Below are 22,577 nucleotides of genomic sequence, written 5' to 3' on the forward strand. Positions count from 1 at the left end.
TCTCGCCTCGGCGCTACCGGTCGATGCGGACGCTCGCGCCCGCGAGCTGATCCGCCACCTGCCGCATGTCGGCGTCCACCATCAGCCGGGCCAGCTCCTCGACCCTGACCTGTGGTCGCCAGCCGAGCAGGTCGCCGGCCTTGGAGGCGTCGCCGATGAGCGCGTCCACTTCGCTGGGCCGCTCGTACTTGGGGTCGTAGCGCACATGCTCGGCCGGGTCGAGGTCGGCGTGCGCGAACGCCGTGTCGAGGAACTGCCGTACGGTGGCGGCCCGTCCGGTGGCCACCACGTAGTCCTCGGGCTCGTCCCGTTGCAGCATCCGCCACATCGCGTCCACGTACTCCGGTGCGTAGCCCCAGTCGCGGACCGCGTCCAGGTTGCCGAGGTAGAGCCGCTGTTGCAGGCCGGCCTTGATCCGGGCCACCGCGCGGGTGATCTTGCGGGTCACGAAGGTCTCGCCGCGGCGCGGTGACTCGTGGTTGAACAGGATGCCGTTCACCGCGTACATCCCGTACGCCTCACGGTAGTTGACCGTCGCCCAGTAACCGAAGACCTTCGCGCAGGCGTAGGGGCTGCGCGGGTGGAAGGGGGTGCCCTCGTGCTGCGGGGGCGGGGTGGCGCCGAACATCTCGGAGGAGGACGCCTGGTAGACGCGGGCGCCGATACCGCTGGCCCGGACCGCCTCCAGCAGCCGCAGCGCGCCCAGGCCGGTGACGTCGCCGGTGTACATCGGGGCGTCGAAGGAGACCCGCACATGCGACTGGGCGCCGAGGTTGTAGATCTCGCCCGGCTGGACGTCGCGCAGCAGGTTCACCAGCGCCACCCCGTCGGACAGGTCGGCGTGGTGCAGCACCAGCGACCGGTGGGCCTCCTGCGGGTCCTGGTAGATGTGGTCGATCCGCTCGGTGTTGAAGGACGAGGAGCGGCGCACGATGCCGTGCACCGTGTAGCCCTTGGACAGCAGCAGTTCGGCCAGGTACGAGCCGTCCTGCCCGGTGACGCCGGTGATGAGGGCGGTCTTGCCCACGTGTTCCCCCAGGGGTGGAGTGGTCGGGGCCGGTTGCCGGACCCGTGGCCGTGGCCGGGGCCGCAAAGCCGGGCCGTCGGTGTGCGGTCGGTCAGGCGCGCACCCGGGACAGGCTGTCAGGGCAATTCAGGGAATCGGCGGAATAGGGGGATCGGCACCATGCCGCCCCGAACGGCTGGCACAATCGCCGCCATGACCGAACTGCTGCCGCCCGGCGCCCGGATATTCGTCGCCGGCCACCGCGGGCTGGTCGGTTCCGCGATCGCCCGCCGGCTGACCGCCGACGGCCACCGGGTGCTGACCCGGACCCGCGCCGAACTCGACCTGCGCGACGCCGCCGGCACCGCCGCCTACCTGCGCGACACCCGGCCGGACGCGGTGGTGCTGGCCGCCGCCCGGGTCGGGGGGATCATGGCCAACACGACCTACCCGGTGCAGTTCCTGGAGGACAACCTCGGCATCCAGCTGAGCGTGATCGCCGGCGCCCACCAAGCAGGCGTCCGCCGGCTGCTGTTCCTCGGCTCCAGCTGTATCTACCCTCGGCTGGCCGACCAGCCGATCCGCGAAGAGGCCCTGCTCACCGGCCCGTTGGAGCCCACCAACGAGGCGTACGCCCTCGCGAAGATCGCCGGCATCGTCCAGGTGCGGTCCTACCGGCGGCAGTACGGCGCCGGGTTCGTCTCGGCGATGCCGACCAACCTCTACGGCCCCGGCGACAACTTCGACCTCGCCACCTCGCACGTGCTGCCCGCGCTGATCCGCCGCTTCCACGAGGCCGAACGCGACCGGCTGCCCGAACTGGTGCTGTGGGGCAGCGGCACCCCGCGCCGAGAGTTCCTGCACGTGGACGACCTCGCGTCGGCCTGCGCGCTGCTGCTGCGGGAGTACGACGCCGACGAACCGGTCAACGTCGGCTGCGGTGCGGACCTGACCGTCCGCGAACTCGCCGAGACGGTAAGGGACGTGGTCGGCTACCGCGGCACCATCGGCTGGGACACCGGCAAGCCCGACGGCACCCCGCGCAAGCTGCTGGACGTGTCCCGGCTGCGGTCGCTGGGCTGGCGGCCGCGGATCGCGCTGCGCGACGGGATCGCGTCGGTGTACGCGGGCTGGCGGGCCGAACAGGGCGCCGGCGCCGCGTAATCCGGGTCCGGCACCGCGTAATCCGGCGCCGTGTAACCCGGGTTCGGCGCCGCGCGATCCGGGTCCGGCACCGCGTAAGCCGGCGCCGCGCGATCCGGGTTGGGCGCCGCGCGATCCGTTACCGCGTGATCCGGCGGCGCGTACTCCGAGCGTGCGCCCGAGGCCGGTGCCGGGCTCGGGCACTCGCGCGGTTCTTGGCCGCTCCATCAGTAGGCCCCGCGTCCGTCGACGACCGCCCGCAGGGTACGGGCCATCACGTCCACGTCGCCGGCCAGCGACCAGTTGTCGACGTACCGCAGGTCGATCGCCAGCGTCTCGTCCCACGACAGCTCGCTGCGCCCGCTGACCTGCCACAGCCCGGTGATGCCCGGGCGCACCGCGAGGCGGCGGCGGGCCACCTCGTCGTAGCGGGCCACCTCGTCGGGCAGCGGCGGGCGCGGGCCGACCAGCGACATGTCGCCGCGCAGCACGTTCAGCAGCTGCGGCAGCTCGTCCAGCGAGCAGCGCCGCAGCACCCGGCCGATCCGGGTGATCCGCGGGTCGCGGCGCATCTTGAACATCAGCCCGTCGTTCTCGTTGCCGCCGGACAGCTCCAACTCGGGCCTGCGGGACTCCGCGTCGACCACCATCGTGCGGAACTTCCACATGGTGAACGGCGCGCCCGCCCGCCCGTACCGGATCTGCCGGTGGAAGGCCGGGCCCGGCGAGGTGAGCCGGATCGCGGAGGCCAGCACCGCGAACAGCGGGGCGAGCAGCAGCAGTCCGAGGGCCGCGCCGGTCCGGTCCACCGCGGTCTTCACCGCGACCGGGGTACCGGCCCGGGTCGGCGGCGCGATGTGCAGCAGCGCCAGGCCGGCGGGCGTGTCGAGCCGCATCCGGGCCAGGCCCACGTCCACCAGGCCCGGCACCACGGCGAGCGGCACGTCCGCGTCGTGCAGCGCCCACGACAGGCGGCGCAGCCGCTCGGCGGTCAGTCGTGGACCCGGCGAGACCAGGACGAGTTCGGCCCGGTGCTCGCGGACCGCGCCCAGCACGATGCCCGCGTCCTCGGCCGGGCCGGAGGGCGTGACCGGGCCGAGCCGGGAGGTGACCGGCGCCGCGCACTCCAGCTTCGCGCCGCCCACCGGCACCACCCCGACCACCAGGTAGGCGTGCCCGGTCCTGGCCGTGAGGTGGCCCACCACGTGGTCGGCGGCGCTCGGTTCGCCGATCACCAGCACCCTGCGGACCGCCCGGGCGGAGTGCCGGGCGGCGGTCAGGTGGCGGTGGGTGGCGGCGCGGGTGGCCGTGGCCAGCAGCGGTGCGACGCCGATCCCGGCGAGGGCCAGGGACGCGCTCGCGTTCTCCTCGAACGCGGTGCGCAGCACGGCCAGGACACCGAGCAGTACCAGCCAGTCGCCGAGTACGGCGGCCAGGCCGCTGCTCTCGCCGAGCGCGGCGTCGGTGTAGCGGCGGCGGCAGGCGCGTACCGCGAGCCAGGCCGCGGCCGCCAACGCGCCGCAGACGGCGGCGTGCGGCCGGCCGGTGCGGTGCAGGAGCGAGGCCAGCGGGAGAGCGGCGCCCAGCGCGTCGACGGTCAGCGTCAACGGCAGGTACCAGGGCGCCTTGTCGCCGTGGGCGCCGTGGGCGCTGTGCACGCGGTGGACGCCGTGCCAGCCGTGCAGGGCGCGCGCGGCACGGGCCCGACAGGAGCCGCCGGGCGCGCCCCCGGGTCTTCCGGGCGTGCCGGCCGCGTGCGGCAGCCCGGGCGCACCGGACAACACGGGAACGGTGGGAACAGCGGGAAGGGCGGACACGGTGGAGGTGGCGTGCGCGGCCGGCATCGCGTGCGCGGCAAGGGCATCGGTGCGCGCCGATGCCCTGGTGCCTATCGCGTGCCGTGCGCCGCCGCGCGCGGATCTTGGTGGTGGCTCACTGTCTACGGATGTTCCGGGCAGGGCAGGTGTTGCCGGGGTTGTTTCGCTACGCCGCATGGACCCCCCTGGCACCTCGCGACCGACGTGGAGCCCCAGCACTTCCCCAAGTGCTGGCGCTCCGTGACACCAGCGAACGCTAAGCCACGTAGGGCCCGTTCCGCTGCCGATTGCACATATTCGAGTCGATGTCATGACAGAGTTGACCTTCGTGCCGCAGACGGTCAGCTCGACGGTGTATAGCGCGGGACCGGCCGCGGCGCCAGGGGTGCGGTAAGGGGAGAAACCCTGGTCGAACGCCCCTTACAGTAGGACGTCGTGTCTCTCGTTCCCACTGTGCACCTGCCCGACGATCTCGCCGCCGCGCTCACCCGCCGGCTCGCCGCCACCGCCCCGACCCAGGCGTCCGCCCAGGTGGACCGGCTGATCGAGCACTACCGCGGCGCCACGCCGACCGCCGCGCCCGTGCTGCGCGACGCCGCCGACGCGGCGGCCTACGCCGCGTACCGGATGCCCGCCACGTACGCCGCCGCGCGCTCCGCGCTCGCGGCGCTGCACGCCCGTACCGCGGGCTGGACCCCGGCCACGCATCTCGACCTCGGCGGTGGCACCGGCGCCGCGCGGTGGGCGGTCGGAGACGTCTGGCCCGGGGCGGACGGCCCGGCCGGCACCGTACTGGACTGGTCGGCGGCCGCCCTCGACCTCGGCCGCGCGCTCGCCGCGGACTCCGCGACGCCGTCCGTGCGCACCACGACCTGGACCCGCGCCCCGCTGTCCGGCGCGCCCGCCCTGCCCGCCGCCGACCTCGTGACCGTCTCCTACGTGCTCGGCGAGCTGACCCCCGGTGACCGCGCCGCCCTGGTCGAGGCCGCCGCCGCGGCGACCCGGCCCGGGGGCGTGGCGCTCGTCGCCGAACCCGGCACCCCCGACGGCTACGCGCGGATCATCGGTGCCCGGGACCGCCTCGTCGCCGCCGGGTTCACCGTCCTCGCGCCCTGCCCGCACAGCGGTCCGTGCCCGGTCACCGGCACCGACTGGTGCCACTTCGCCGCGCGCGTCCACCGCTCGGCCCTGCACCGCCAGGTCAAGGGCGGCACCCTGCCGTACGAGGACGAGAAGTTCAGCTACGTCGCCGCGGCCCGTCCCGCGGGGCCGGGGGATTCGGCTGAGGCCTCCGGGTCCGCCGGGTCCGCTGAGGTGACGGGCTCGGCCGCGGTGCCCGCCGCGAACCGCGTCGTCCGTCACCCCCAGACCCGCAAGGGCCAGGTCCTGCTCGACCTGTGCGCCGCCGCCGGCGACCTCACCCGCACCACCGTCAGCAAGCGCCAGGGCCCCCTCTACCGCGAGGCCCGCGACGCCCGTTGGGGCGACCCGTGGCCGCCGGACCAGCCGCCGGCCGGGCCGGGCCCCGCTACGGACTCCGCCGACCCCCGCTGAGCACGCGCCAGGCGTAGACGCCGCTGTCGCCGGCCGCGCCGTCCACGAGAGCGTCGAGCTTTCCGCGGAACGGCACGGCCACCGCCCCGCCGCCGCAGACCACGTCCTTCGTCCCGCCCCGCGCCCGTACGGTGAGGTGGCCGCTGCCCGAGCAGGCGATCTGGAAGAGGTGCGGGCCGGGCAGCGTCTCGGCGATCTCCTCCCCGGTGTGCGCGGCCCAGTCGTAGCCCGACGCGACCGGCCCGCCGAGGTAGCCGGCCGGACGGTACCGGCCGACGAGGTCGAGGGCGGGCTCGGCGACGGCGCTCAGCGTGGCAGCGGAGGCGGCCCGCGAGACCGAGGGCGCGGCACCGGCGGCGCCGGACGCCGACCGCGCCGGGGACCCCGTATCCGAGCCGGACCCGGAGCACGCGGCGAGCGCGACCGCGCAGGCGCCGATCAGGAGCGCGGCGCCGCTACGCCGTACACCCCGCGCGGACGCCGCCGAACCCGGTGCGCGGGCGGGACGGTCGGGCGCGGCCCCGGTGCGATTCCGCGGTGCCGCGAGCCCGTTGGCACCGTGCCGTTCTGCCGCCATGTCAACTCCCCTGGGAGCCCGGCGGGTTCCGGGCGTCCTGCCGGGGAGGACGGGAGCGGCGGGGTGTCGGTTCCGGCCGGTCACAACCAGCCGACGCGGTGGAAGGCGCGGTAGCACAGGCCGGACAGGACGGCGGTGACGCCGAGCATGATCGGGTAGCCGTAGGTCCAGCCGAGTTCGGGCATGTGGTGGAAGTTCATGCCGTAGAAGCCGGCGATCATCGTCGGGATGGCGAGGATCGCGGCGCCCGCGCTGATCCGGCGCATGTCGACGTTCTGCTGCACGGCGAGCTGGCTGAGGTTGGCCGACAGCAGGCCGTCCACCAACTCGCCGTAGGCGATGAGGTGTTCGCGGACGTGCGAGAGGTGGTCGGCGACGTCGCGGAAGTAGCGGCCCATCTCGGTGTTGATCAGGCCGTCGGCGCCCTCGGTGAGGCGTTCCAGCGGCCGGGCCATCGGGAAGACGGCGCGCTTGAACTCGATGAGCTCGCGCTTGAGTTGGTAGATGCGACTGGCGTCGTCGCCGTGCTCGGGGGAGAAGACGTCGGACTCCAGGGTGTCGACGTCGAGTTCGACCGCGTCGGCGACGTCGAGGTAGTCGTCGACGACCTGGTCGGTGATGGCGTGCAGCACGGCGGACGGGCCGTGCGCGAGCATCTCCGGGCGGCTCTCCAGGGCGCGCCTGACCCGGGCCAGGCCCGGCGCGCTGCCGTGCCGGACCACGACCACGAAGTCGGGGCCGAGGAAGATCATCACCTCGCCGGTGTCGACCACCTCGCTGGTCGCGGTGAGCTTCTCGTGCTCGACGAAGACGACGGTCTTCAGGACGAGGAAGAGGGTGTCGCCGTAGCGCTCCAGCTTCGGCCGCTGGTGGGCGTGGACGGCGTCCTCGACCGCGAGCGGGTGCAGCCCGAAGACCTCCGCGATCTCCTCCAGGTGCTCCGCGTCTGGCTCGTGCAGCCCTATCCACGCGAAGCCGCCGCGCTTGCGGGCCTCGTCCAGGGCCTGCTGCGGGGGCAGGGAGGCGGCCCGGCAGCCGTCCTCGTAGACCGCGCAGTCCACCACCACGTCGGCGGTGCAGCGCCGCTGCTCGGGCAGGTCGCCCTCGCCGTCGAGGGAGTGCCACTGCCCGGTGCGCCGCCACTGGCGGCCGAAACCGCGCCGGGAACCGTCCTTGCGGTGGATCACCGCGGGCCTGTTCGTCATCGTGCCTTCTCCAGTACCGCTCTTGCCGCGTTGTGCCCGGGGACGCCGCTGACTCCGCCGCCGCGGACCGCGCCCGCCCCGCAGAGGAAGACGTTCGCACATCCGGTGCCGACCCCCCAACGCCCTGTGGCCTGGGTCACATCGGCGCCGGTATCACCGTACCGGCCCCCGTCCGCCGCCCCGGCCCTCTGCCCGTCCGGCTCCTCGTCGGCGTACGGCCAGGACAGGTCGCGGTGGAAGATGTGGCCGCCCGGCAGCCCCACCTCCCGCTCCAGGTCGAGCGGCGACTTCGCCTCCAGGCACGGCCGCCCGTCCGCGTCGGTGGCCAGGCAGTCCGCCAGCGGTTCGGCGAGCACCGCGTCGAGCTGGGCCAGCGTCGCGGCCAGCAACTCCCGCTTGGTGCCCTCCGGGTCGGCCGCGAAGAGCCGGGCGGGCGCGTGCAGCCCGAAGAGGGTGAGCGTGTGCGCGCCGGTCGCGGCCAGCTCGGGGGAGAGGATCGACGGGTCGGTCAGCGAGTGGCAGTAGATCTCCGACGGCGGCGCGTCCGGCACCCGCCCGGCCGCCGCCTGCTCGTACGCCGTCTGCAACTGCCCGTAGCCCTCGGCGACATGGAAGGTGCCGGCGAACGCGTCCCGCGGGTCCACCGCGCGGTCCCGCAGTCGCGGCAGGCGGCGCAGCAGCATGTTCACCTTGAGCTGCGCGCCCTCCGGTCGGGGCGGGCGCGCGGCGCCGAGCAGGCCGGCGAGCGCGTCCGGGGAGGCGTTGACCAGCACGTCGCGGGCCGCGACGGTACGGGTCCGGCCGCTCCCGGCGTCCTCGTACGTCACCTCCGCGACCTTGCCGTCCGTCGCGATCCCGGTCACCTCCGCGCCGGTCACGATCCGCGCGCCCGCCGCACGGGCGGCGGCCGCGAGCGCGTCCGTGAACGCGCCCATCCCGCCGATCGGCACGTCCCAGTCGCCGGTGCCGCCCCCGATCACGTGGTACAGGAAGCAGCGGTTCTGCCGCAGGGACGGGTCGTGGGCGTGGCTGAACGTGCCGATCAGCGCGTCGGTGAGGACCACGCCGCGCACCACGTCGTCGGTGAACGCGGCCTCCACGGTCTCGCCGAGCGGCCGTTCGAACAGCGCTTCCCACGCGGCCGGATCGCCCACCCTGCGCTCCAGCTCCGCCCGGGTCGGCAGCGGCTCGGTCAGCGTCGGGAAGACCTGCCGCGCGACGTGCCCGGTCATCGCGTAGAAGCGCTGCCACGCCTCGAAGTCCCGCTCCGAGCCGGTCAGCCGCGCGAACTGCTCCCGGGTGCGCGCGGTGTCCTCCGCGTCCACCAGCAGCCCGCTGTCGCCGTGCGGGGTGTACGACGAGATGCGGCGGCGGCGCACCGCGAAGCGCAGGTCCAGGTCGTCGACGATCTTGCGCGGGAGCAGGCTCACCAGGTACGAGTAGCGGGAGAGGCGGGCGTCCACCCCGGTGAACGCCCGCGTCGACACCGCGGCGCCGCCGGTCGCCGGCAGGCGCTCCAGCAGCAGCACGCTGCGGCCGGCTCTGGCGAGGTACGCGGCGGCCACCAGTCCGTTGTGACCGCCGCCCACGATCACCGCGTCGTGCTGCGCACCGCTCGAAACGTCCATCCCGGCACTCTACGGTGCCCCTGACCCGCCCGGCTGCCCCGTTCTGCCGGTCGAGGGACCACCCCTCGGTGGGTGGTTGCGCGCGCAGTTCCCCGCGCCCCTGGATTACTGCGGGTCCTCCCGCGCCAAGCACGGTTCGAGCCGCACCTACCCGAGGGCGGTCGGGTGAGGCTAGTCGGACGGGGGGTTCCAGGAGGCGATGGGGTCGAAGCTGCGGAGGGCGGCCGTGGGGGAGATACGGGAAGCCGCGGCGATGGCGAGGTCGCGGAGGAGGGTGGCGGAGCGGTGTCGGGTGGAGAGAAGCCGGGCCACGCGCGCGGAGGAGGCGACGACGGAGGTCGTACGGGGCAGCCGCGCGGCCGTGTAGGACGCGAGCGCGGCACCCGTTTCCGCACCGGCAAGGTGATACGCGAGGACCACCGCGTCCTCGACCGCTTGGTTGCCGCCCTGCCCGAGGAAGGGAGTGGCGGAGTGGGCGGCGTCGCCGAGCAGGACCGTACGGCCGCGGTGGAAGGCGGGGAGCGGCTCGCGCAGGTGGTGGAGGTCGTTGCGGAGGACCTCCGCGGGCGCCGCGGCGGCGATGATCGCGGGGACGGGCTGGTGCCACCGCCCGAACCGCTCCCGCAGTTCGCCCCGCTCCCCGTCGGGACCGGTGCCGTGGCCGCCGGGCGGCGCGAGCGCGGCGGCGTACGCGTAGACGCGGCCGTCCGCCAGCGGTTGGGTGCCCCACAGGCGGCCGGCGCCCCAGGTCTCGTGGGGCGCGAAGGGCTCGGCCGGGGCGGCGACGACCGTACGCCAGGAGGTGAAGCCGCTGTACGCGGGCCCGGGGTGGGAGGGGAAGAGCGCGGAACGCACCCGGGAGTGGATGCCGTCGGCGGCCACGACGAGGTCGGCGGTGAACTCGCGGTCGTCGACGGTGCGTACGACCGCCGGCCGCCCGTCGGGGTCGCCCTCGTCGAGGAGCTGGGCGGCGCTGCCGGTCCGCAGGGCGCCGGACGGCAGTCGCGCGGCGAGGCGCCCGATCAGGTCCGCGCGGTGCACCAGCACGATCGGCCCGCCGAACCGCTCGGCGGCGGCCGCGCTGCTGGTCCGGGCGAGCCAGCGGCCGGAGGGACTGCGCATCCCGCCGTCGCCCTGCCACGCGCCCAGTGCGCGCAGCTCCGCGCCGAGGCCGACCGTGTCGAAGGCCCGTAGCCCGTTGGGCGCGAGCGCGATGCCGGCGCCGACCGGCGCGAGCGTGTCGGCCCGCTCCAGGACGGTGGTCCGCCAGCCGCGCAGGTGCAGCGCGAGCGCGGCGGTGAGCCCGCCGATGCCGCCGCCGATGACGACGGCGTGCGCAGTGGACATGTCTTTCCTCCTGTCCCGACCGGGGCCGGCCCCCCGTTCACTACATCTGTAGTGGATACGGCTCACCGTACTACGGATGTAGTGGAGGTGGTAGAGATGGGGCATGGCCAGCCACTCCGCCGCCGCGCGCGCCGACCTCGTCGCCGACACCGCGCTGACCCTGCTCGCCGAACGCGGCATGCGCGGGCTCACCCACCGTGCCGTGGACGAGGCGGCCGGGCTGCCCCAGGGCTCGACCTCCAACCACGCCCGCACCCGCCTGGCGCTGCTCGAAACGGCGGTACGGCGGCTGGCCGAGCGCGAGGCGTCGGTGCTGGCGCTGAGCGAACTGCCCCCGGGCATGCCCGCGCCGGGGGAAAGCCAGGGGGAGCGGGCGGGTGCGCGGCGCGAGGCCGGCACGTCGGCGGCGGAGGCCGGTACGCCGGCGGACCTGATGGCCGACGCCCTCTCCCTCGCCCTGTACCGCTACCTCACCCGCCACCGCGCCCTGCTGGTCAGCCGGTACGAACTCGCGCTCGAAGCCACCCGGCGGCCGGAGCTGCGCGAGGTCTACGACGCGGCCGGGCGGCGGTTCCAGGAGCCGCTGGCGGCGATGATGGCCGCGGCCGGTTCGGCCGAACCCGAGCGGCACGCACTGTCGTTGACCGCCTGGTCCGAGGGCATGCTCTTCTCCTGCGCGGTGGGCGGTCACCACGCCGCCGCCCCCAGCAGGGAGGAGTTGCGGCGCGGTTTCCGCGAACTGCTGCGCGGTGCCTTGGGTGAGGCCGCGCCCGACGCCTGAACCGGCCGCCGACGCCTGAACCGGCTGCCGATGCCTGAACCGGCCGCCGGGGTCGGCCGGTCGGGCCGGTTCGGTCGTCGCCGGGTCAGCCGGTCGGCGGGCGCAGCTCCATCGTGCAGCACTTGACGCTGCCGCCGGCCTTGTGGAACTCCGACATGTCGACCGGCACCGGGACGAACCCGCGGCTCCGCAGCGGCTTGTGCAGGCCCCTCGCGGCGCGCGGCAGCAGGACGTTGCGGCCGTCGCCGACCGCGTTGAGACCGAGGACCGCGGCGTCCTTCTCCGTGGCCAGGAGGGCGTCCGGGAAGAGGCGTTCGAGGACGGCGCGGCTGCCCGGGGTGAAGGCGCCCGGGTAGTACATGATCTCGTCGGCCGTGTCGTCGAGCACCGCCAGCGCGGTGTCGAGGTGGTAGTAGCGGGGGTCGGTGAGTTCGAGGCTGATCACCGGGCGGCGGAAGAACTCCTGCGCCTCGTCGTGCGCGAGCGGGCTGCTGCGGAAGCCCTGCCCGGCCAGCAGCCAGGAGGACGTCACCGCGAAGTCGCCCTCGCCTTCGTTGACGTGGTCCGGTTCACGGATGTCGGGGTAGCCGTGGGCGCGGAACCAGGCGAGGTGCGCGGGGGCCTCGGCGGTCCGCTCCGGGTTGGCGAACCGCGCGCCCAGCACCCGGCCGTCCACCACGGTGGCGCCGTTCGCCGCGAAGACCATGTCGGGCAGGTCGGGCAGCGCGTCCATCACCTCCACGGTGTGGCCGAGCGCGCGGTAGCGGTCGCGCAGGTCCTCCCACTGGAACAGGGCGAGCGCCGGGTCCACCGGTTTCTTCGGGTCCATCCAGGGGTTGATGCTGTACGTCACTCGGTAGTGCGCCGGTGGGCACATCAGGTACCGGCGGGGCGTCGCGATGCGCAATGGGGGCTCCTCGGGGGATGGGTGAGTGCCTGACTTGCACGAGCGCCCTCCCGTCGGACGGTCGGCCCGAGGGAGGACGCGGGGTCCTACGAGTGCATTGTGCGCTCATTCGGGTGCCCCTGACCCGCCCGAGTGGTGTGGTTTGTTGGTTGAGGGATCAGCTGTTGGTGGGTGGTTGGGCGCGCAGTTCCTCGCGCCCCTGACCCGCCCGGGTGGTGTGGTTTGTTGGTTGAGGGATCAGCTGTTGGTGGGTGGTTGGGCGCGCAGTTCCTCGCGCCCCTGACCCGCCCGAGTGGTGTGGTTTGTCGGTTGAGGGGCCGCCTGTTGGTGGGTGGTTGGGTGCGCAGTTCCTCGCGCCCCTGAGCCGCCCGTTGAGGGGCCGCCTGTTGGTGGGGGGTTGGGCGCGGCCCTGGGGATGTGCGGGTCAGAAGCCGATCGCTTCGCGGAGGAGGAGGACGGTGCCGCGGTCGGGGAGGTGTTCCGCGTGGAGGACGAGAACGCGGTTGACGGCGCTGGGCCACCCGTACGCCGCGCGGGTGCGGGCGCTTTCCAGCGGGAGGCAGTGCTCTTCGACGCGCCGCAGCGCGGTGTCGAGGTCGGGGACGACCTTCTGCGCGCCGACGACCCAGATCGCGCGGGCGGCCCCGCCGGCGTAAGCGGGCAGTTGGCTGCCGCTGCCGGAGGCGATCACGAGGGAGCCGGTCTCGGTGAGCGCGGCGACGCTGCCCACGATGACGTCGGGGACGGCGAGCAGCCGCCGGATGTCGTCGGCGCCGGTGACGCGGTCCATCGCGAGGACGCGTGGCTTGACGGCGTCGTACCGTCCACCCGCGTTGATGTCGTCGTCGATGCCGGACAGGCGGAGGGTCTCGCTGGCCGCGGTGAACACGCCGGCGCCCGCCGGGATCAGCTCTTCGACGCGGGCGCGCGCGGCGGCGGCGTCGTCAAGGATCTCCACGGTGAAACCGTGCGCGGCCAGCGCGGCGGCGGCCCGCTCCAGGCGCTGGGCGGGTGCCGCTTCGGTGAAGGGCGTCGCGGGTGGTTCGGGTGTCGGGGACGTTGCGGATGTCGCTGCGGTCATGATGTCGGTGGACTCTCTGTTCGCCGGAAGGGATGTCCCTCTCAGCGGTTCGACAACGCGGGCCGCCGGAGTGTGAGGCGGCGGCACCGGCCTCACACTCCGGCGGGCTGTGGTGTCGTAAAGGGGAGGGCGGAGACGAACCGAGGGAGCCGTCGGCACCATGACCACCCGAACCGGGCACGTACACGGCCGGCCCGATCCGGGCCTGGACGCGTTCCTGAGCGAGCGGCGCCGGCTGGTCAACCTGGCCTACCGGCTGCTGGGCTCGCTGGCCGAGGCCGAGGACGCCGTCCAGGAGACCTTCGCGCGCTGGTACGCCATGTCGCCGCGGCAGCAGGAGGCCATCGCGTCCCCCGGCGCCTGGTTGACGACGGTCGCCGGCCGGATCTGCCTCAACCTGCTCGGCTCGGCGCGGGCCCGGCGGGAGACCTACGTGGGCGAGTGGCTCCCCGAGCCGCTGCCGGACCGTACGGAGTGGATCGACGGGCGGCCGGGCGTGGCGGCCGAGGCGGACCCGGCCGACCGGGTCACCCTGGACGAGTCGGTGGACCTGGCCCTCCTGGTCGTGCTCGAAGCGATGACTCCGGCCGAGCGCGTCGCGTTCGTCCTGCACGACGTCTTCCGGTACTCGTTCGTGGAGGTGGCCGGCATCGTCGGCCGTACGCCGGCGGCCTGCCGGCAGTTGGCCTCCTCGGCCCGCCGCCGGGTCCGCGCCTCGCGGCCCTCCACGACCGCGTCCGCCGAACGCGCCCTTGTCGTAAAGGACTTCAAGCAGGCGTGGGAGGCCAAGGACATCGGCGCGCTGATCTCCCTGCTCGACCCCGACGCCACCGCGACCGCCGACGGCGGCGGCCTCGCCGCGACCTTCGTGCGGCCGATCGAAGGGGCCGGGCGGATCGCCCGCGCGTGGATCGAGATCGCCCGCCGCAGGCCCGACGACATGGCCTTCCTGGAACGCACGGTCAACGGCCGGCCTGGGCTGGTCGCCCTCCAACGCGGCCGCGCCGTCACGGTCTTCGCGTTCGACGTCGCGGACGACCGGATCAGGCGGATCTGGGTCGTCCGCAACCCGGAGAAGCTCCGCTCCTGGAAACCGAGTTGACGTGGGGCCCGTTCTCAGCCGGCGACGCGGGCCGCGTCGAGGCCGGCGAGGATCTGGTCCACGGTCTGGTGGGGGGTCTGGTGCGACGTGTCCAGCCAGAGCCCGCGGCGCGGGGTGTCCCGGCGCAGCGCCTCGTCCAAAGCGTCGATCGTCCAGGGGCCGCCGTAGCCGTTCTTGGGGCGGTCGGCCTCCCGCGCGGCGACCGCGTCGGGGCGGGGCGCGAGGACGACCAGATACCGGGGCCTCGTCGTGACGGCCTCAAGGTAGGCGTCCAAGTGCCCGCCGAGCACGACGTCTTGGACGACCACCGTCCAGCCCTCCCGCGCGTACAGGTCCGCGACCGCGGCGGACGCCCGGTGGCGCAGCCGCAGTTGGGCCGTCGCCTCGGTGCTCGGCCGCGGGGTGAACTCCTCGCGGCCGGAGACGATCATCCGCCGGAAACCGTCGCCGCGCAGGTGCACGGAGCGCGCCAGCCGCTCGGCCAGCAGTTGGGCGACGGTGGACTTCCCGGCTGCCATGACGCCGGTGACGAGCACGACCGCGGAACCGAGTTCCCGCACCTGCTTGCCTCCGTCCGGTCCGGCCGAGTGGACACGACACGCCTCGCCGCGCCCCCGACGGATCTGCCGAGGAGCAGGTTCGGTGAGCGCGAGGAGCCGACACGGCAGGCCAACTCCTTTTTTCACACGGGGTGATGACCATGACTATGCTCCCTTCCGCCGGTGCTGGCGATTCCGCCTGCGGCCCGTCGGGCGTGCACAGGACCGGGGAGTAGGAGAAGCAACTCATGCACATCAAGGACAGCGAGCTGACCACCACGTTGTCGGCGCAACTGGGGGAGAAGCTCGAAGCGGCGGCGTACGCGCGGCTGAACACCGCGCTCAGCCCCGCTCGTATGCTCACGCCGCTCGGCAACTACCTGGTCGCCAGGCCCGCGGCCCGATCCGCGGCCCGCAAGATCACCGATGCCACCGACGTACCGATGGACGCGGCCATGGTGCTGGGGATCACGGCGGACGCCCTGCACGTGTGGAAGGCGGACCCGATGCTCAACCAGGTGCACGAGCACCTCGGTTCGGTGCCGCTGTCCCGTATCACGGGGCTGCGGGTGGAGGGCGGCCGCACCTGGCAGGACGTGCGGATCACCCTCGACGACGGCAACGAGATCACCCTCCAGGCGCGCGGCGAGATCCACGCGATCGCGAGTGCCTTCGACCAGCGGGGCGCGGGCGCCTGACAACGGCGACTCCGGGTGTTCGGGGCGGTCCGTCAGTGTCCTGACCCGCGGTGGTGAGGCGCTGCGGGTGGTGCTTGGACCGTGCTGAACGGGGGTGAACGCGACTGTGACCGCAACTGCCGAACAGGGCGTTCCCCCTGGCGGGACGGACCTCCGAGCACCACCGACTCGGCGACGCCGTCCTCGCGACCGCCGGGGTCGCGGTCGCGGTCGCAGGTCAGCCGGAACAGCCGGCGCACCCGGGCGCTGATCGGCGCCATCGCGAATTCAGCGGCAAAGGCCATGCGGATCTCGGTGCGTGTCGCTTCGACCTCGGGAGGCTCCGCGTGGCTTTCCGCGGCCTTCCGCTCGCGGGCGGGTCTCCACTGACGTCGCTCGCAGGTGCTGCCTCTCGGCGCTTCGCTGCCTGGAGGGCACCGAACGGCGGTGGACATCCGGAGCCGCAACCACAAGGCTCATCCGCGTTCATGCTCTGCGCCAGCCGCTCAGCAACTCTTCCGGGCCGTACGCCGCCTGAAGCCCGGAACAGCTGACCCCGTTGCGAGAGACCGCCACGAGCGGCACCGGCTCGTCGGTGATCGCGCCTCGGTGTTTCTGCAACGCGACCAGGTCGTGGCTGTCGAACGCGGAATTCTCCAGCCACTTGACCGAGCCGAGGAAGAGCAACTGCTTGGCCACCGGCTGCCGGTCGGCGCCCACCAGGTCGATTTCGACGTCGTTGCTGCGGGTCCAGTACCCGCCGATGGCCGGGGCGCCGGGCAGGCGCCCGTCCGGCAGGAGACGGGCGAGGGATTCCCGCACCACAGGCTCGATCGCCCGCCCCCGCCAGCTCGTCCACCGCTCCTTGATCCGGCTCAGCGTGACATCTCCGGCGATCTGGGGAGAGCCCGGACCCGGACCCGTCGGCTGCCCGGGCCGGGCACCTCATGGCCGAGGGGGCGGCCGCCGAGGTCATGGCGGCGATCCGGGGTCTGCCGGTTCGCTGGGCCGCTGCCGGGAGGGGCCGTGCAGGAGCGGGGCCAGGACGCTGGCGAGCAGCAGCGCGGAAAGGGCGGCGAGCACGGACGGGGGGAGCGTGGCGGCCGTGCCGGGGGCGCGGGTGGCGCCCATGAAGTCAAGGGCGCTCAGCCCGTTCGCGGCCGCGTACCACACCGGCACGTAGAGGGCCTGGAAGAGCCGGTGGCCACGGCTGCGGGTGCCGAGGGCGAGCGCGAGGGAGGGGATGAACGTAGCCGCCGCGAGCCAGCAGGCGACGCCGCGGGAGTCGCCGTCGCGCAGCAGGACGGCCAGCGGGCCGAGCCCGGTGGCGGCGGTGAGGGTGACGCCGGCCGCCCACTCGGCCAGCACTCGGCGGTACGGGCGGGGGGCCGCGCCGAGCAGGGTGTCGACCCGGTGCTCGGCGGCCTGGGAGCCGAGCCGGGACCACAGCAGGACCGGCCAGATCCAGGCCGCCGGGAGCACGAAGCGGGTCGCACCGCTGCCGGTCGCGGCGAAGGCGGTCAGGGTCAGCAGCGCCACTGTGCCCCACCACCACCAGCGGGTGCCCTGCATCAAGATCCGCAGCTCGGCGGCGTACAGGCGCGGGAAGAGCATCCCGCCGGTACTGGCGGGAGTGAGCGGGCCCTGCACGGGCGCCGGCCTCGGCGCAGCGGCGGCCGACGGCGGCGCGACCGGGCGTACGGGCGTGGTGGCGCGGGCCCTCGCCGGGTCGAAACGAGGGAACCACAGACTCGGCAGCAGCGCGCAGAGCACCGCGAGCGCGACGATCGCGGCACGGCCGAGCAGGAAGCCGCCGCCCGGTGTGAAGCCGTCCCAGGTGAAGACGCGCAGCGGTGTGTCGGTGTAGGTGAAGCCGAGGCTGAAGTCGCCGCGCGCGCCGGGCGCCTGGGCGAGCAGATCGGCCCGCATGGACCGGGTGGCCTCGTGCACGCCGATGCCGCCGAGCGGCGCGCTCGGGCCTTGCCCGGCGAAGGCGAAGGCCAGCCAGACGAAGAACCAGACCACGTTGCCGAGCCCCCCGCGCAGCCCAGGCACCGTGTCGATGAGCAGCGCGGCCGCCGCGACGGCCACCATGACCGGCAGCGCCAGCACGGCGAAGGGCAACAGCAGCGCCACCGGGTCCACGGCCCGCGACTCGCCGCGCAGCAGCTGCATCACCGGCGCGGTCACCGCGAGCGCCCCGAGCATCGAGGCGAGCACCAGGACGTTGCCGAGCAGCTTCCCCGCGAAGTACGCGGTCGTGCGCAGCGGGGTCGCCGCCAGCAGCCGCCCGACGCCCGAGGACTCGTCGCGGGCCGGCACACCCCGCACGACGTAGAAGCCGCCGAGCGCCAGCCACAGCGTCCCGGCCAGCGCGGTGGCCAGACCCACGTAGGCGCTGTTGTACGTGCCGCGGTGGTCGCCGATCTGCAGGATCACCCAGTGGCTGCCGGCCGCCGGAACGGCCAGCCACCCCAGGGCCACGGTGGCGAGCAGGGTGACGGCGTAGGACGGGCGGCGGGTCCGGTCGCGCAGGTCGGCGAGGGCGACCCCGGCGACCGAGGAGACCGAGGAGACCGAGAAGAGTCCGCGCCCTGCGGATGCGGCGCTCATCACGCGGCTTCCTGTCGGCGATCCGCGACCGTCGCCAGGTAGGCGTCCTCCAGGTCCGGCTCCGCGGGCACCGCTTCCGGCGCCGGGCGGTGCCCTGCGATCAGCCGCACCCTGACGCCGCCGGGCGTGCGCACCATGCGGCTGACGGTGAAGCGGGCGCGCACCGCCGCCAGGTCCTCAGCCCGCGCCGACAGCTCCCACACCAGGCCCGCGGTACGCCGCAGCAACTCCTCCGGGGTGCCGCGGTAGAGCAGCCGGCCGCCGGCCACCACGGCGATGTCGTGGGCGACGGACTCGACGTCGGAGACGATGTGCGTCGACAGCAGCACGATCTTGTCGGCCGCCAGGTCGCTGAGCAGGTTGCGGAAGCGGACCCGCTCCTCCGGGTCGAGTCCGGCGGTGGGCTCGTCGACGATGAGCACCTCGGGGTCGGCGAGCAGCGCCTGCGCGATGCCGACCCGGCGCAGCATGCCGCCCGAGAACCCCTTCAGCGGCCGCCTGCCGGCCTCTTCGAGGTTCACCAGCCGCAGCAGCTCCGCGGTACGGGCGCGGCCGGTGCGCGCGGACAGGCCCTTCGCGGCGGCGAGGTAGCGCAGGAACTCCGGGGCCGACAGATTCGGGTAGACGCCGAAGTCCTGGGGAAGGTAACCGAGCGCGGCGCGCAGCGCGTTCGGCCGGGCGACCGCGTCAGCGCCGTGCCACAGCACACGCCCGCTGCCCGGGCGGGTGACGGTGGCGGCGATCCGCATCAGGGAGGACTTGCCGGCGCCGTTGGGGCCGAGCAGGCCCAGCATGCCGGGGGCCAGACGCAGCGTGACGCCGTCCACGGCGCGCTTGCCGCCGCGGTAGGTCTTGGTGACGTCGATCAGCTCCAGCATCAGTGCTTGCCTCCGCGCAGCTTCGTGGGGCGGCCGTCGCGGAGCACGGTCAGGCCGCGCGGCACCTCCACGCGGAAGCGGGCGTCGCACAGCGCGAGCCCCTTGCAGCGGGCGTCCAGGTCGAGGGTCCGGCCGTGCAGCGTCCAGACCAGCGTCTTCTTGCTGCCGGCCTTCGCGTCGAACCAGCGCGTGACCTCGACGTCCTTCCGGTCGGCGGCGACGAGGTCGGTCGGGATGCCGTGCGCCCGGACATCGAGGGTGTCGCCGCCGAACGCGAACGCCGTGCTGCGCGGGGTGGCGTTCTTCGCGTCCACGGAGCAGGCGGTCAGCGAGCCGAGGGCGAGCAGGACGGCGGCAAGCGCGGGGGCGCCGGCCGGGACGAGGGGGCGCACGGGGTCCTCCGGGTGGGTCGGTGATCAGGCCCTCCGAGGGTGCGCGAGCGGGGGGTGCGCCCGCATCTGCCGTTCGGCAGATATCGCGGGGGGGAGTAGCCGGCGCACCGATGCCCGAGTGCCGGGTGCCTCGTGCCCGGGCGTCCGCCGGGTGGGCGTCACGCCGCCAGCAGCGCCCGTACGCGCCAGCCCGTCGGGTGCGGACCGCAGGTCAGCGAGCCGCCGAGGGTTTCGAGACGCTGGGTCAGTTCGGCCAGACCCGTACCGCCGCCGTGCCGGGGGCCCGTACGGGCCGGGACCGTGCGGCCGTCGTCGGCGACCGTCACCTCCACGCCACCCGCGGTACGCGCGACGGTCACCGTCACCTGGGCCGCGCCCTCGGCGTGACGGCGCACGTTCGTCAGCGCCTCCACGACCACGCGGTAGGCGGCGTCGTCCGACAGCCGAGGCAGTACGTCCTCCAGGCCCGGTTCCAGCACCAGTTCAGCCCGCGGGCCGTGCCCGGCCGCGGCGAAACGGCCGACGAGGGCGGGCAGGTCGGCGAGGCCGCACGTACGGTCGGGGGCCACGCCCTCCCGCAGCGAGCCCAACGTCAGGTCCATGGACTCCAGGGCCCGCATACCGGCCGCCTCCACCCGGGCCAGCAGCTCCGCCGTCTCCTCCTCGTCCAGGCCACCCGCCCACCGCGCGGACTGCACCTCGACGACGATTCCCGTCAGCTCGTGCGCGACGAAGTCGTGCAGATCCGCGGCGACCTGGAGCCGCTGGGCGTGCAGCGCGCTGACCACGGCCCGCCCGCGCCGCGCCTCCACGGCACGGAAGTACAGCCCCACGCCCGCCGCGAGCCCCGCGGGGAAGATGCCCAGCACGCAGCTCAGCACGACCGCGTGCGGCGCTACGGGCGGTTCAGCGGCCGCCAGCCGCAGCGGCATCAACACCGTGGCCAGCGCGAGCAGCGGGCCCGTCACCAGGGCCGTCCGCTCCGGCGCCCGGCGGGCCACCCGCCGCAGCAGCAGGAGCAGCGCCGGGAGTTCGACCACCGCCCACAGCACGACGTAGCCCTTGGGGCCCCGGAAGGCCAGATCGGCGGCCGAGGAGGCAAGGCACACGGCGGACGACGCCGCTGCGGGCACACCCGCCACCCGGCGCCAGGGCACGCGCAGGCACAGCACGAAGGCGGCCAGCGCGGCGGGCACCGCCGTCACGAGCGCCACCGGGCGCCCGGCGACGGCGGGCAGCAGTACCAGCGCCGCCAGCCCCGCGGCCCACCCGATCCGGAGCCCGCCTTCCGCCGCGGCCTCCGCCGCGGCCTCCGCCGCGGCCTCCGTCGGGGCCTTCGTCGGGGCCTTCGTCGCGGTGAGGTCCGGGCGACCCGCCGGGGCGGGGCGGGGGCGTCGGCACATCACGCAGGTCCCTCCGCTGTCCGGGCGGCGTCGGCGAATCCGGCGTCCCACGCGTAGACGGCGATGCCCACCCGGTTGCGCACGCCCAGTTTCCGCTGGACGGCGGCGACATGCGTCTTCACCGTCCCGGCGGAGATGAACAGCTCGCGGGCGATGTCCGCGTTGGTCTTGCCCAGCGCGACGTGCCCGGCGATCTCGGTCTCCCGCTCGGTGAGCGGTTCTCCCGGCGCCGCCGGGGCGGGCCGACCACGCCCCACGCCGGTCACCTCCTTCAGCAGCCGCACCGTCACCGACGGGCTGATCAACTGGTCCCCGGCGACCGCCGCGCGAACGGCCTCCACCAGCAGCGCGGGCCCGGACCGTTTCAACAGAAAGCCCGAGGCACCATGCCGCAGGGCCGGATACACGTACTCGTCCAGGTCGAAGGTCGTCACCACCACGACCCGGACCCCCTCGGGACCGCCCGCGAGCCGCCGGGTCACCTCCAGCCCGTCCAGCCCCGGCATCCGGACGTCGACCAGGGCCACATCCGGCCGCAGTTCGCGGGCCAGGGCCAGTGCGGTGACGCCGTCGCCGGCCTCGCCCACGACGTCGATGTCAGGCTGGGCGGCGAGCGTCCGCCGCAGCCCGCGCCGCACCATCTCCTGGTCGTCGGCGATCAGCACACGTATCGTCATGATCATCCCATGGTGCCACGGGGCAGACGGACAGCGGCATGACGCATTCGCACTCAGGGAGTACATCAGAAACCGGGGACGCCACGGCCGCTCGGACCACGAGGGGACGAAGCCGGTTGGCCGGCGCCCACGCCCGCGCGTCCCCCGAATCCGTCGTCGACGTCCCCCACGCGTCCGCCACGGAGGTGCCGAGCGGCAGGGCCGGCGAAGGCCGGCTGAAGCGATGCCAGAGCGGCCGCATCGGCTCGCGCGGTTCCCTGTCGACCGCCGTCGTAGCGGCCGTGCCGGCGAAAAACGACATCCGGCGGTTCGCGCGGCCACACGTGGTTGACCCGCCGCAGTGCGTGGCACGGCACCGCGAACACCCGACCGCGTGCGGCCGGCAAGTGCAGCCGGAGCGGGCCTCGGTCAGCGCCCGGCGTCGCTGGTGCGGGCGGTCCGGATCGCCAGGGCGGCAAGCAGGACGCAGGCGGGACGGGCTGGAACGGACGTCGGGGTGTGAGCGTGTCGACGATCATGCTGTCAGGCGGTCCGCTGAACCCGATGGACCCCGGCCCCGCAGCGGTCCGCCCTCCACGCACTTCCTGCGCGACCTCGCACCCGCCCGAGCGCTCCGCGACGAGGCTTTCTCGACCGGCGCAGAGGTCCGGGCCGGCCTGCGTGAGGGGGCGCTCCAGCCCCCAGCACGGCTTCACCGCGACCGTCTGCGGCGCCCTGCCGAACCTGGACCGGAGGAGACGGAACGCTCAACTGCCAACACCTTTCCAAGCGCGGGGCCCGAGGCAGGCGCTGCCTCCCCACCGTGGGCTACCGGCGCGGGAGCACCACCGGCAGGTGGGTGCGGGGGTGGCGGAAGACCTCCACCGGGTGCTGGTAGACGCGGGTGAGCAGGCCGGCCGTGAGGACGCGGGCGGGGGAGCCGTGGGCGGTGAGGCGGCCGGCGGACAGCACGGCGACACGGTCGGCGTGGGCCGCGGCGAGCCCGAGGTCGTGCAGGACGACCACGACGGCGCGGCCGGCGGCGGCCTGGTCGCGGCAGACGCGCAGGACGAGTTCCTGGTGGCGCAGATCCATCGCCGCGGTGGGCTCGTCCAGGAGGAGGAGCGGCGCCTGCTGGGCCAGGACGCGCGCGAGGGCGACGCGGGCGCGCTCGCCGCCGGACAGCGCCGGATACGGCCGCCCGGACAGGGCGTGGACGCCGGTGGCCGCCATCGCGCCGGCGACCGCGGCATCGTCGCCGGCGCTGTCGC

20 protein-coding genes and 1 pseudogene are annotated in these 22,577 nt (G+C 74.4%); 5 read left to right on the plus strand and 16 right to left on the minus strand.

Annotated elements, in window-relative coordinates:
- Positions 1-13: 13 nt before the first annotated feature.
- A complete protein-coding gene (gene gmd, locus AB0399_RS11165) occupies positions 14-1,027 on the minus strand; it encodes a GDP-mannose 4,6-dehydratase (RefSeq protein ID WP_329374351.1) in 1,014 nt (337 codons plus the stop codon).
- A 192-nt stretch (positions 1,028-1,219) separates the two neighbouring features.
- Between gmd and AB0399_RS11170 the strand changes: the two genes are divergently transcribed.
- Entirely contained in the window at positions 1,220-2,170 is a 951-nt protein-coding gene (locus tag AB0399_RS11170) for a GDP-L-fucose synthase (RefSeq protein WP_366411060.1), read from the plus strand.
- 206 nt (positions 2,171-2,376) lie between these two features.
- On the opposite strand, the gene AB0399_RS11175 is transcribed toward AB0399_RS11170, so the two are convergent.
- A complete protein-coding gene (locus tag AB0399_RS11175; RefSeq protein ID WP_366411061.1) occupies positions 2,377-3,930 on the minus strand; it encodes a sugar transferase in 1,554 nt (517 codons plus the stop codon).
- Positions 3,931-4,425: 495 nt separating this feature from the next.
- Between AB0399_RS11175 and AB0399_RS11180 the strand changes: the two genes are divergently transcribed.
- Positions 4,426-5,520, plus strand: coding sequence for a small ribosomal subunit Rsm22 family protein (locus tag AB0399_RS11180; protein WP_366411080.1), 1,095 nt, complete (start codon positions 4,426-4,428; stop codon positions 5,518-5,520).
- On the opposite strand, the gene AB0399_RS11185 is transcribed toward AB0399_RS11180, so the two are convergent.
- The 4 genes from AB0399_RS11185 to AB0399_RS11200 all read right to left on the minus strand — a co-directional run bounded on the left by AB0399_RS11185 (position 5,495) and on the right by AB0399_RS11200 (position 10,277).
- Entirely contained in the window at positions 5,495-6,097 is a 603-nt protein-coding gene (locus AB0399_RS11185; protein ID WP_366411062.1) for a hypothetical protein, read from the minus strand. The two genes, AB0399_RS11180 and AB0399_RS11185, sit on opposite strands and share 26 nt — an antisense overlap.
- Positions 6,098-6,177: 80 nt before the next feature.
- Positions 6,178-7,302: a magnesium/cobalt transporter CorA gene (gene corA, locus AB0399_RS11190; RefSeq protein ID WP_329370080.1), complete on the minus strand. Its 1,125-nt coding sequence runs from the start codon at positions 7,300-7,302 to the stop codon at positions 6,178-6,180.
- A complete protein-coding gene (locus tag AB0399_RS11195) occupies positions 7,299-8,930 on the minus strand; it encodes an NAD(P)/FAD-dependent oxidoreductase (protein WP_366411063.1) in 1,632 nt (543 codons plus the stop codon). Before AB0399_RS11195 ends, corA begins: the two co-directional genes overlap by 4 nt.
- Before the next feature lie 171 nt (positions 8,931-9,101).
- Positions 9,102-10,277, minus strand: coding sequence for an FAD-dependent monooxygenase (locus AB0399_RS11200; protein ID WP_366411064.1), 1,176 nt, complete (start codon positions 10,275-10,277; stop codon positions 9,102-9,104).
- A 103-nt stretch (positions 10,278-10,380) separates the two neighbouring features.
- Between AB0399_RS11200 and AB0399_RS11205 the strand changes: the two genes are divergently transcribed.
- The gene (locus tag AB0399_RS11205) at positions 10,381-11,058 is read left to right on the plus strand and encodes a TetR/AcrR family transcriptional regulator (RefSeq protein WP_366411065.1); all 678 of its coding nucleotides are present in this window, start codon (positions 10,381-10,383) and stop codon (positions 11,056-11,058) included.
- An 85-nt stretch (positions 11,059-11,143) separates the two neighbouring features.
- Here the strand turns inward: AB0399_RS11205 and ddaH are convergent, their stop codons facing one another.
- Positions 11,144-11,965, minus strand: coding sequence for a dimethylargininase (gene ddaH, locus AB0399_RS11210; protein ID WP_366411066.1), 822 nt, complete (start codon positions 11,963-11,965; stop codon positions 11,144-11,146).
- Between the two features lie 424 nt (positions 11,966-12,389).
- Entirely contained in the window at positions 12,390-13,046 is a 657-nt protein-coding gene (locus AB0399_RS11215) for an LUD domain-containing protein (protein ID WP_366411067.1), read from the minus strand.
- A 160-nt stretch (positions 13,047-13,206) separates the two neighbouring features.
- Here AB0399_RS11215 and sigJ point away from each other — a divergent pair, with 160 nt between their 5' ends.
- Positions 13,207-14,148: an RNA polymerase sigma factor SigJ gene (gene sigJ, locus AB0399_RS11220; protein WP_366411068.1), complete on the plus strand. Its 942-nt coding sequence runs from the start codon at positions 13,207-13,209 to the stop codon at positions 14,146-14,148.
- Positions 14,149-14,162: 14 nt separating this feature from the next.
- On the opposite strand, the gene AB0399_RS11225 is transcribed toward sigJ, so the two are convergent.
- Positions 14,163-14,708: an AAA family ATPase gene (locus tag AB0399_RS11225; RefSeq protein ID WP_366411069.1), complete on the minus strand. Its 546-nt coding sequence runs from the start codon at positions 14,706-14,708 to the stop codon at positions 14,163-14,165.
- A 227-nt stretch (positions 14,709-14,935) separates the two neighbouring features.
- On the opposite strand from AB0399_RS11225, the gene AB0399_RS11230 reads away from it, so the two are divergent.
- Positions 14,936-15,385 (plus strand): hypothetical protein, encoded by a 450-nt coding sequence (locus tag AB0399_RS11230; protein WP_329370096.1) that lies wholly within the window; start codon positions 14,936-14,938, stop codon positions 15,383-15,385.
- 465 nt (positions 15,386-15,850) lie between these two features.
- On the opposite strand, the pseudogene AB0399_RS11235 reads toward AB0399_RS11230, so the two are convergent.
- The 7 genes and pseudogenes from AB0399_RS11235 to AB0399_RS11265 all read right to left on the minus strand — a co-directional run.
- Positions 15,851-16,264: pseudogene (locus tag AB0399_RS11235) on the minus strand (DUF234 domain-containing protein); the annotation flags it as partial.
- Positions 16,265-16,336: 72 nt separating this feature from the next.
- The gene (locus AB0399_RS11240) at positions 16,337-17,977 is read right to left on the minus strand and encodes a hypothetical protein (RefSeq protein WP_366411070.1); all 1,641 of its coding nucleotides are present in this window, start codon (positions 17,975-17,977) and stop codon (positions 16,337-16,339) included.
- Entirely contained in the window at positions 17,977-18,855 is an 879-nt protein-coding gene (locus tag AB0399_RS11245; protein ID WP_329370100.1) for an ABC transporter ATP-binding protein, read from the minus strand. The genes AB0399_RS11240 and AB0399_RS11245 overlap by 1 nt, the downstream gene beginning before the upstream one ends.
- Positions 18,855-19,247: a hypothetical protein gene (locus AB0399_RS11250; RefSeq protein ID WP_366411071.1), complete on the minus strand. Its 393-nt coding sequence runs from the start codon at positions 19,245-19,247 to the stop codon at positions 18,855-18,857. The genes AB0399_RS11245 and AB0399_RS11250 overlap by 1 nt, the downstream gene beginning before the upstream one ends.
- A gap of 158 nt (positions 19,248-19,405) precedes the next feature.
- Entirely contained in the window at positions 19,406-20,650 is a 1,245-nt protein-coding gene (locus AB0399_RS11255; protein WP_366411072.1) for an ATP-binding protein, read from the minus strand.
- A complete protein-coding gene (locus tag AB0399_RS11260; RefSeq protein WP_366411073.1) occupies positions 20,650-21,327 on the minus strand; it encodes a response regulator transcription factor in 678 nt (225 codons plus the stop codon). Before AB0399_RS11260 ends, AB0399_RS11255 begins: the two co-directional genes overlap by 1 nt.
- An 807-nt stretch (positions 21,328-22,134) precedes the next feature.
- On the minus strand, positions 22,135-22,577 hold a 443-nt coding region (locus AB0399_RS11265; protein ID WP_366411074.1), incomplete at its 5' end, for an ATP-binding cassette domain-containing protein.

The sequence above is a fragment of the Streptomyces sp. NPDC088194 genome, from assembly GCF_040702025.1.
Lineage (GTDB): Bacteria > Actinomycetota > Actinomycetes > Streptomycetales > Streptomycetaceae > Actinacidiphila.

Bases quoted from the DNA above. Each gene is read 5' to 3' on its own strand.
- AB0399_RS11200 (WP_366411064.1), bottom strand. From the start codon at position 10,277: ATGTCCACTGCGCACGCCGTCGTCATCGGCGGCGGCATCGGCGGGCTC.
- corA (WP_329370080.1), bottom strand. From the start codon at position 7,302: ATGACGAACAGGCCCGCGGTGATCCACCGCAAGGACGGTTCCCGGCGC.
- AB0399_RS11205 (WP_366411065.1), top strand. From the start codon at position 10,381: ATGGCCAGCCACTCCGCCGCCGCGCGCGCCGACCTCGTCGCCGACACC.
- AB0399_RS11230 (WP_329370096.1), top strand. From the start codon at position 14,936: ATGCACATCAAGGACAGCGAGCTGACCACCACGTTGTCGGCGCAACTG.
- sigJ (WP_366411068.1), top strand. From the start codon at position 13,207: ATGACCACCCGAACCGGGCACGTACACGGCCGGCCCGATCCGGGCCTG.
- AB0399_RS11240 (WP_366411070.1), bottom strand. From the start codon at position 17,977: ATGAGCGCCGCATCCGCAGGGCGCGGACTCTTCTCGGTCTCCTCGGTC.
- AB0399_RS11260 (WP_366411073.1), bottom strand. From the start codon at position 21,327: ATGACGATACGTGTGCTGATCGCCGACGACCAGGAGATGGTGCGGCGC.
- AB0399_RS11215 (WP_366411067.1), bottom strand. From the start codon at position 13,046: ATGACCGCAGCGACATCCGCAACGTCCCCGACACCCGAACCACCCGCG.
- AB0399_RS11185 (WP_366411062.1), bottom strand. From the start codon at position 6,097: ATGGCGGCAGAACGGCACGGTGCCAACGGGCTCGCGGCACCGCGGAAT.
- AB0399_RS11255 (WP_366411072.1), bottom strand. From the start codon at position 20,650: ATGTGCCGACGCCCCCGCCCCGCCCCGGCGGGTCGCCCGGACCTCACC.
- AB0399_RS11170 (WP_366411060.1), top strand. From the start codon at position 1,220: ATGACCGAACTGCTGCCGCCCGGCGCCCGGATATTCGTCGCCGGCCAC.
- AB0399_RS11195 (WP_366411063.1), bottom strand. From the start codon at position 8,930: ATGGACGTTTCGAGCGGTGCGCAGCACGACGCGGTGATCGTGGGCGGC.
- AB0399_RS11245 (WP_329370100.1), bottom strand. From the start codon at position 18,855: ATGCTGGAGCTGATCGACGTCACCAAGACCTACCGCGGCGGCAAGCGC.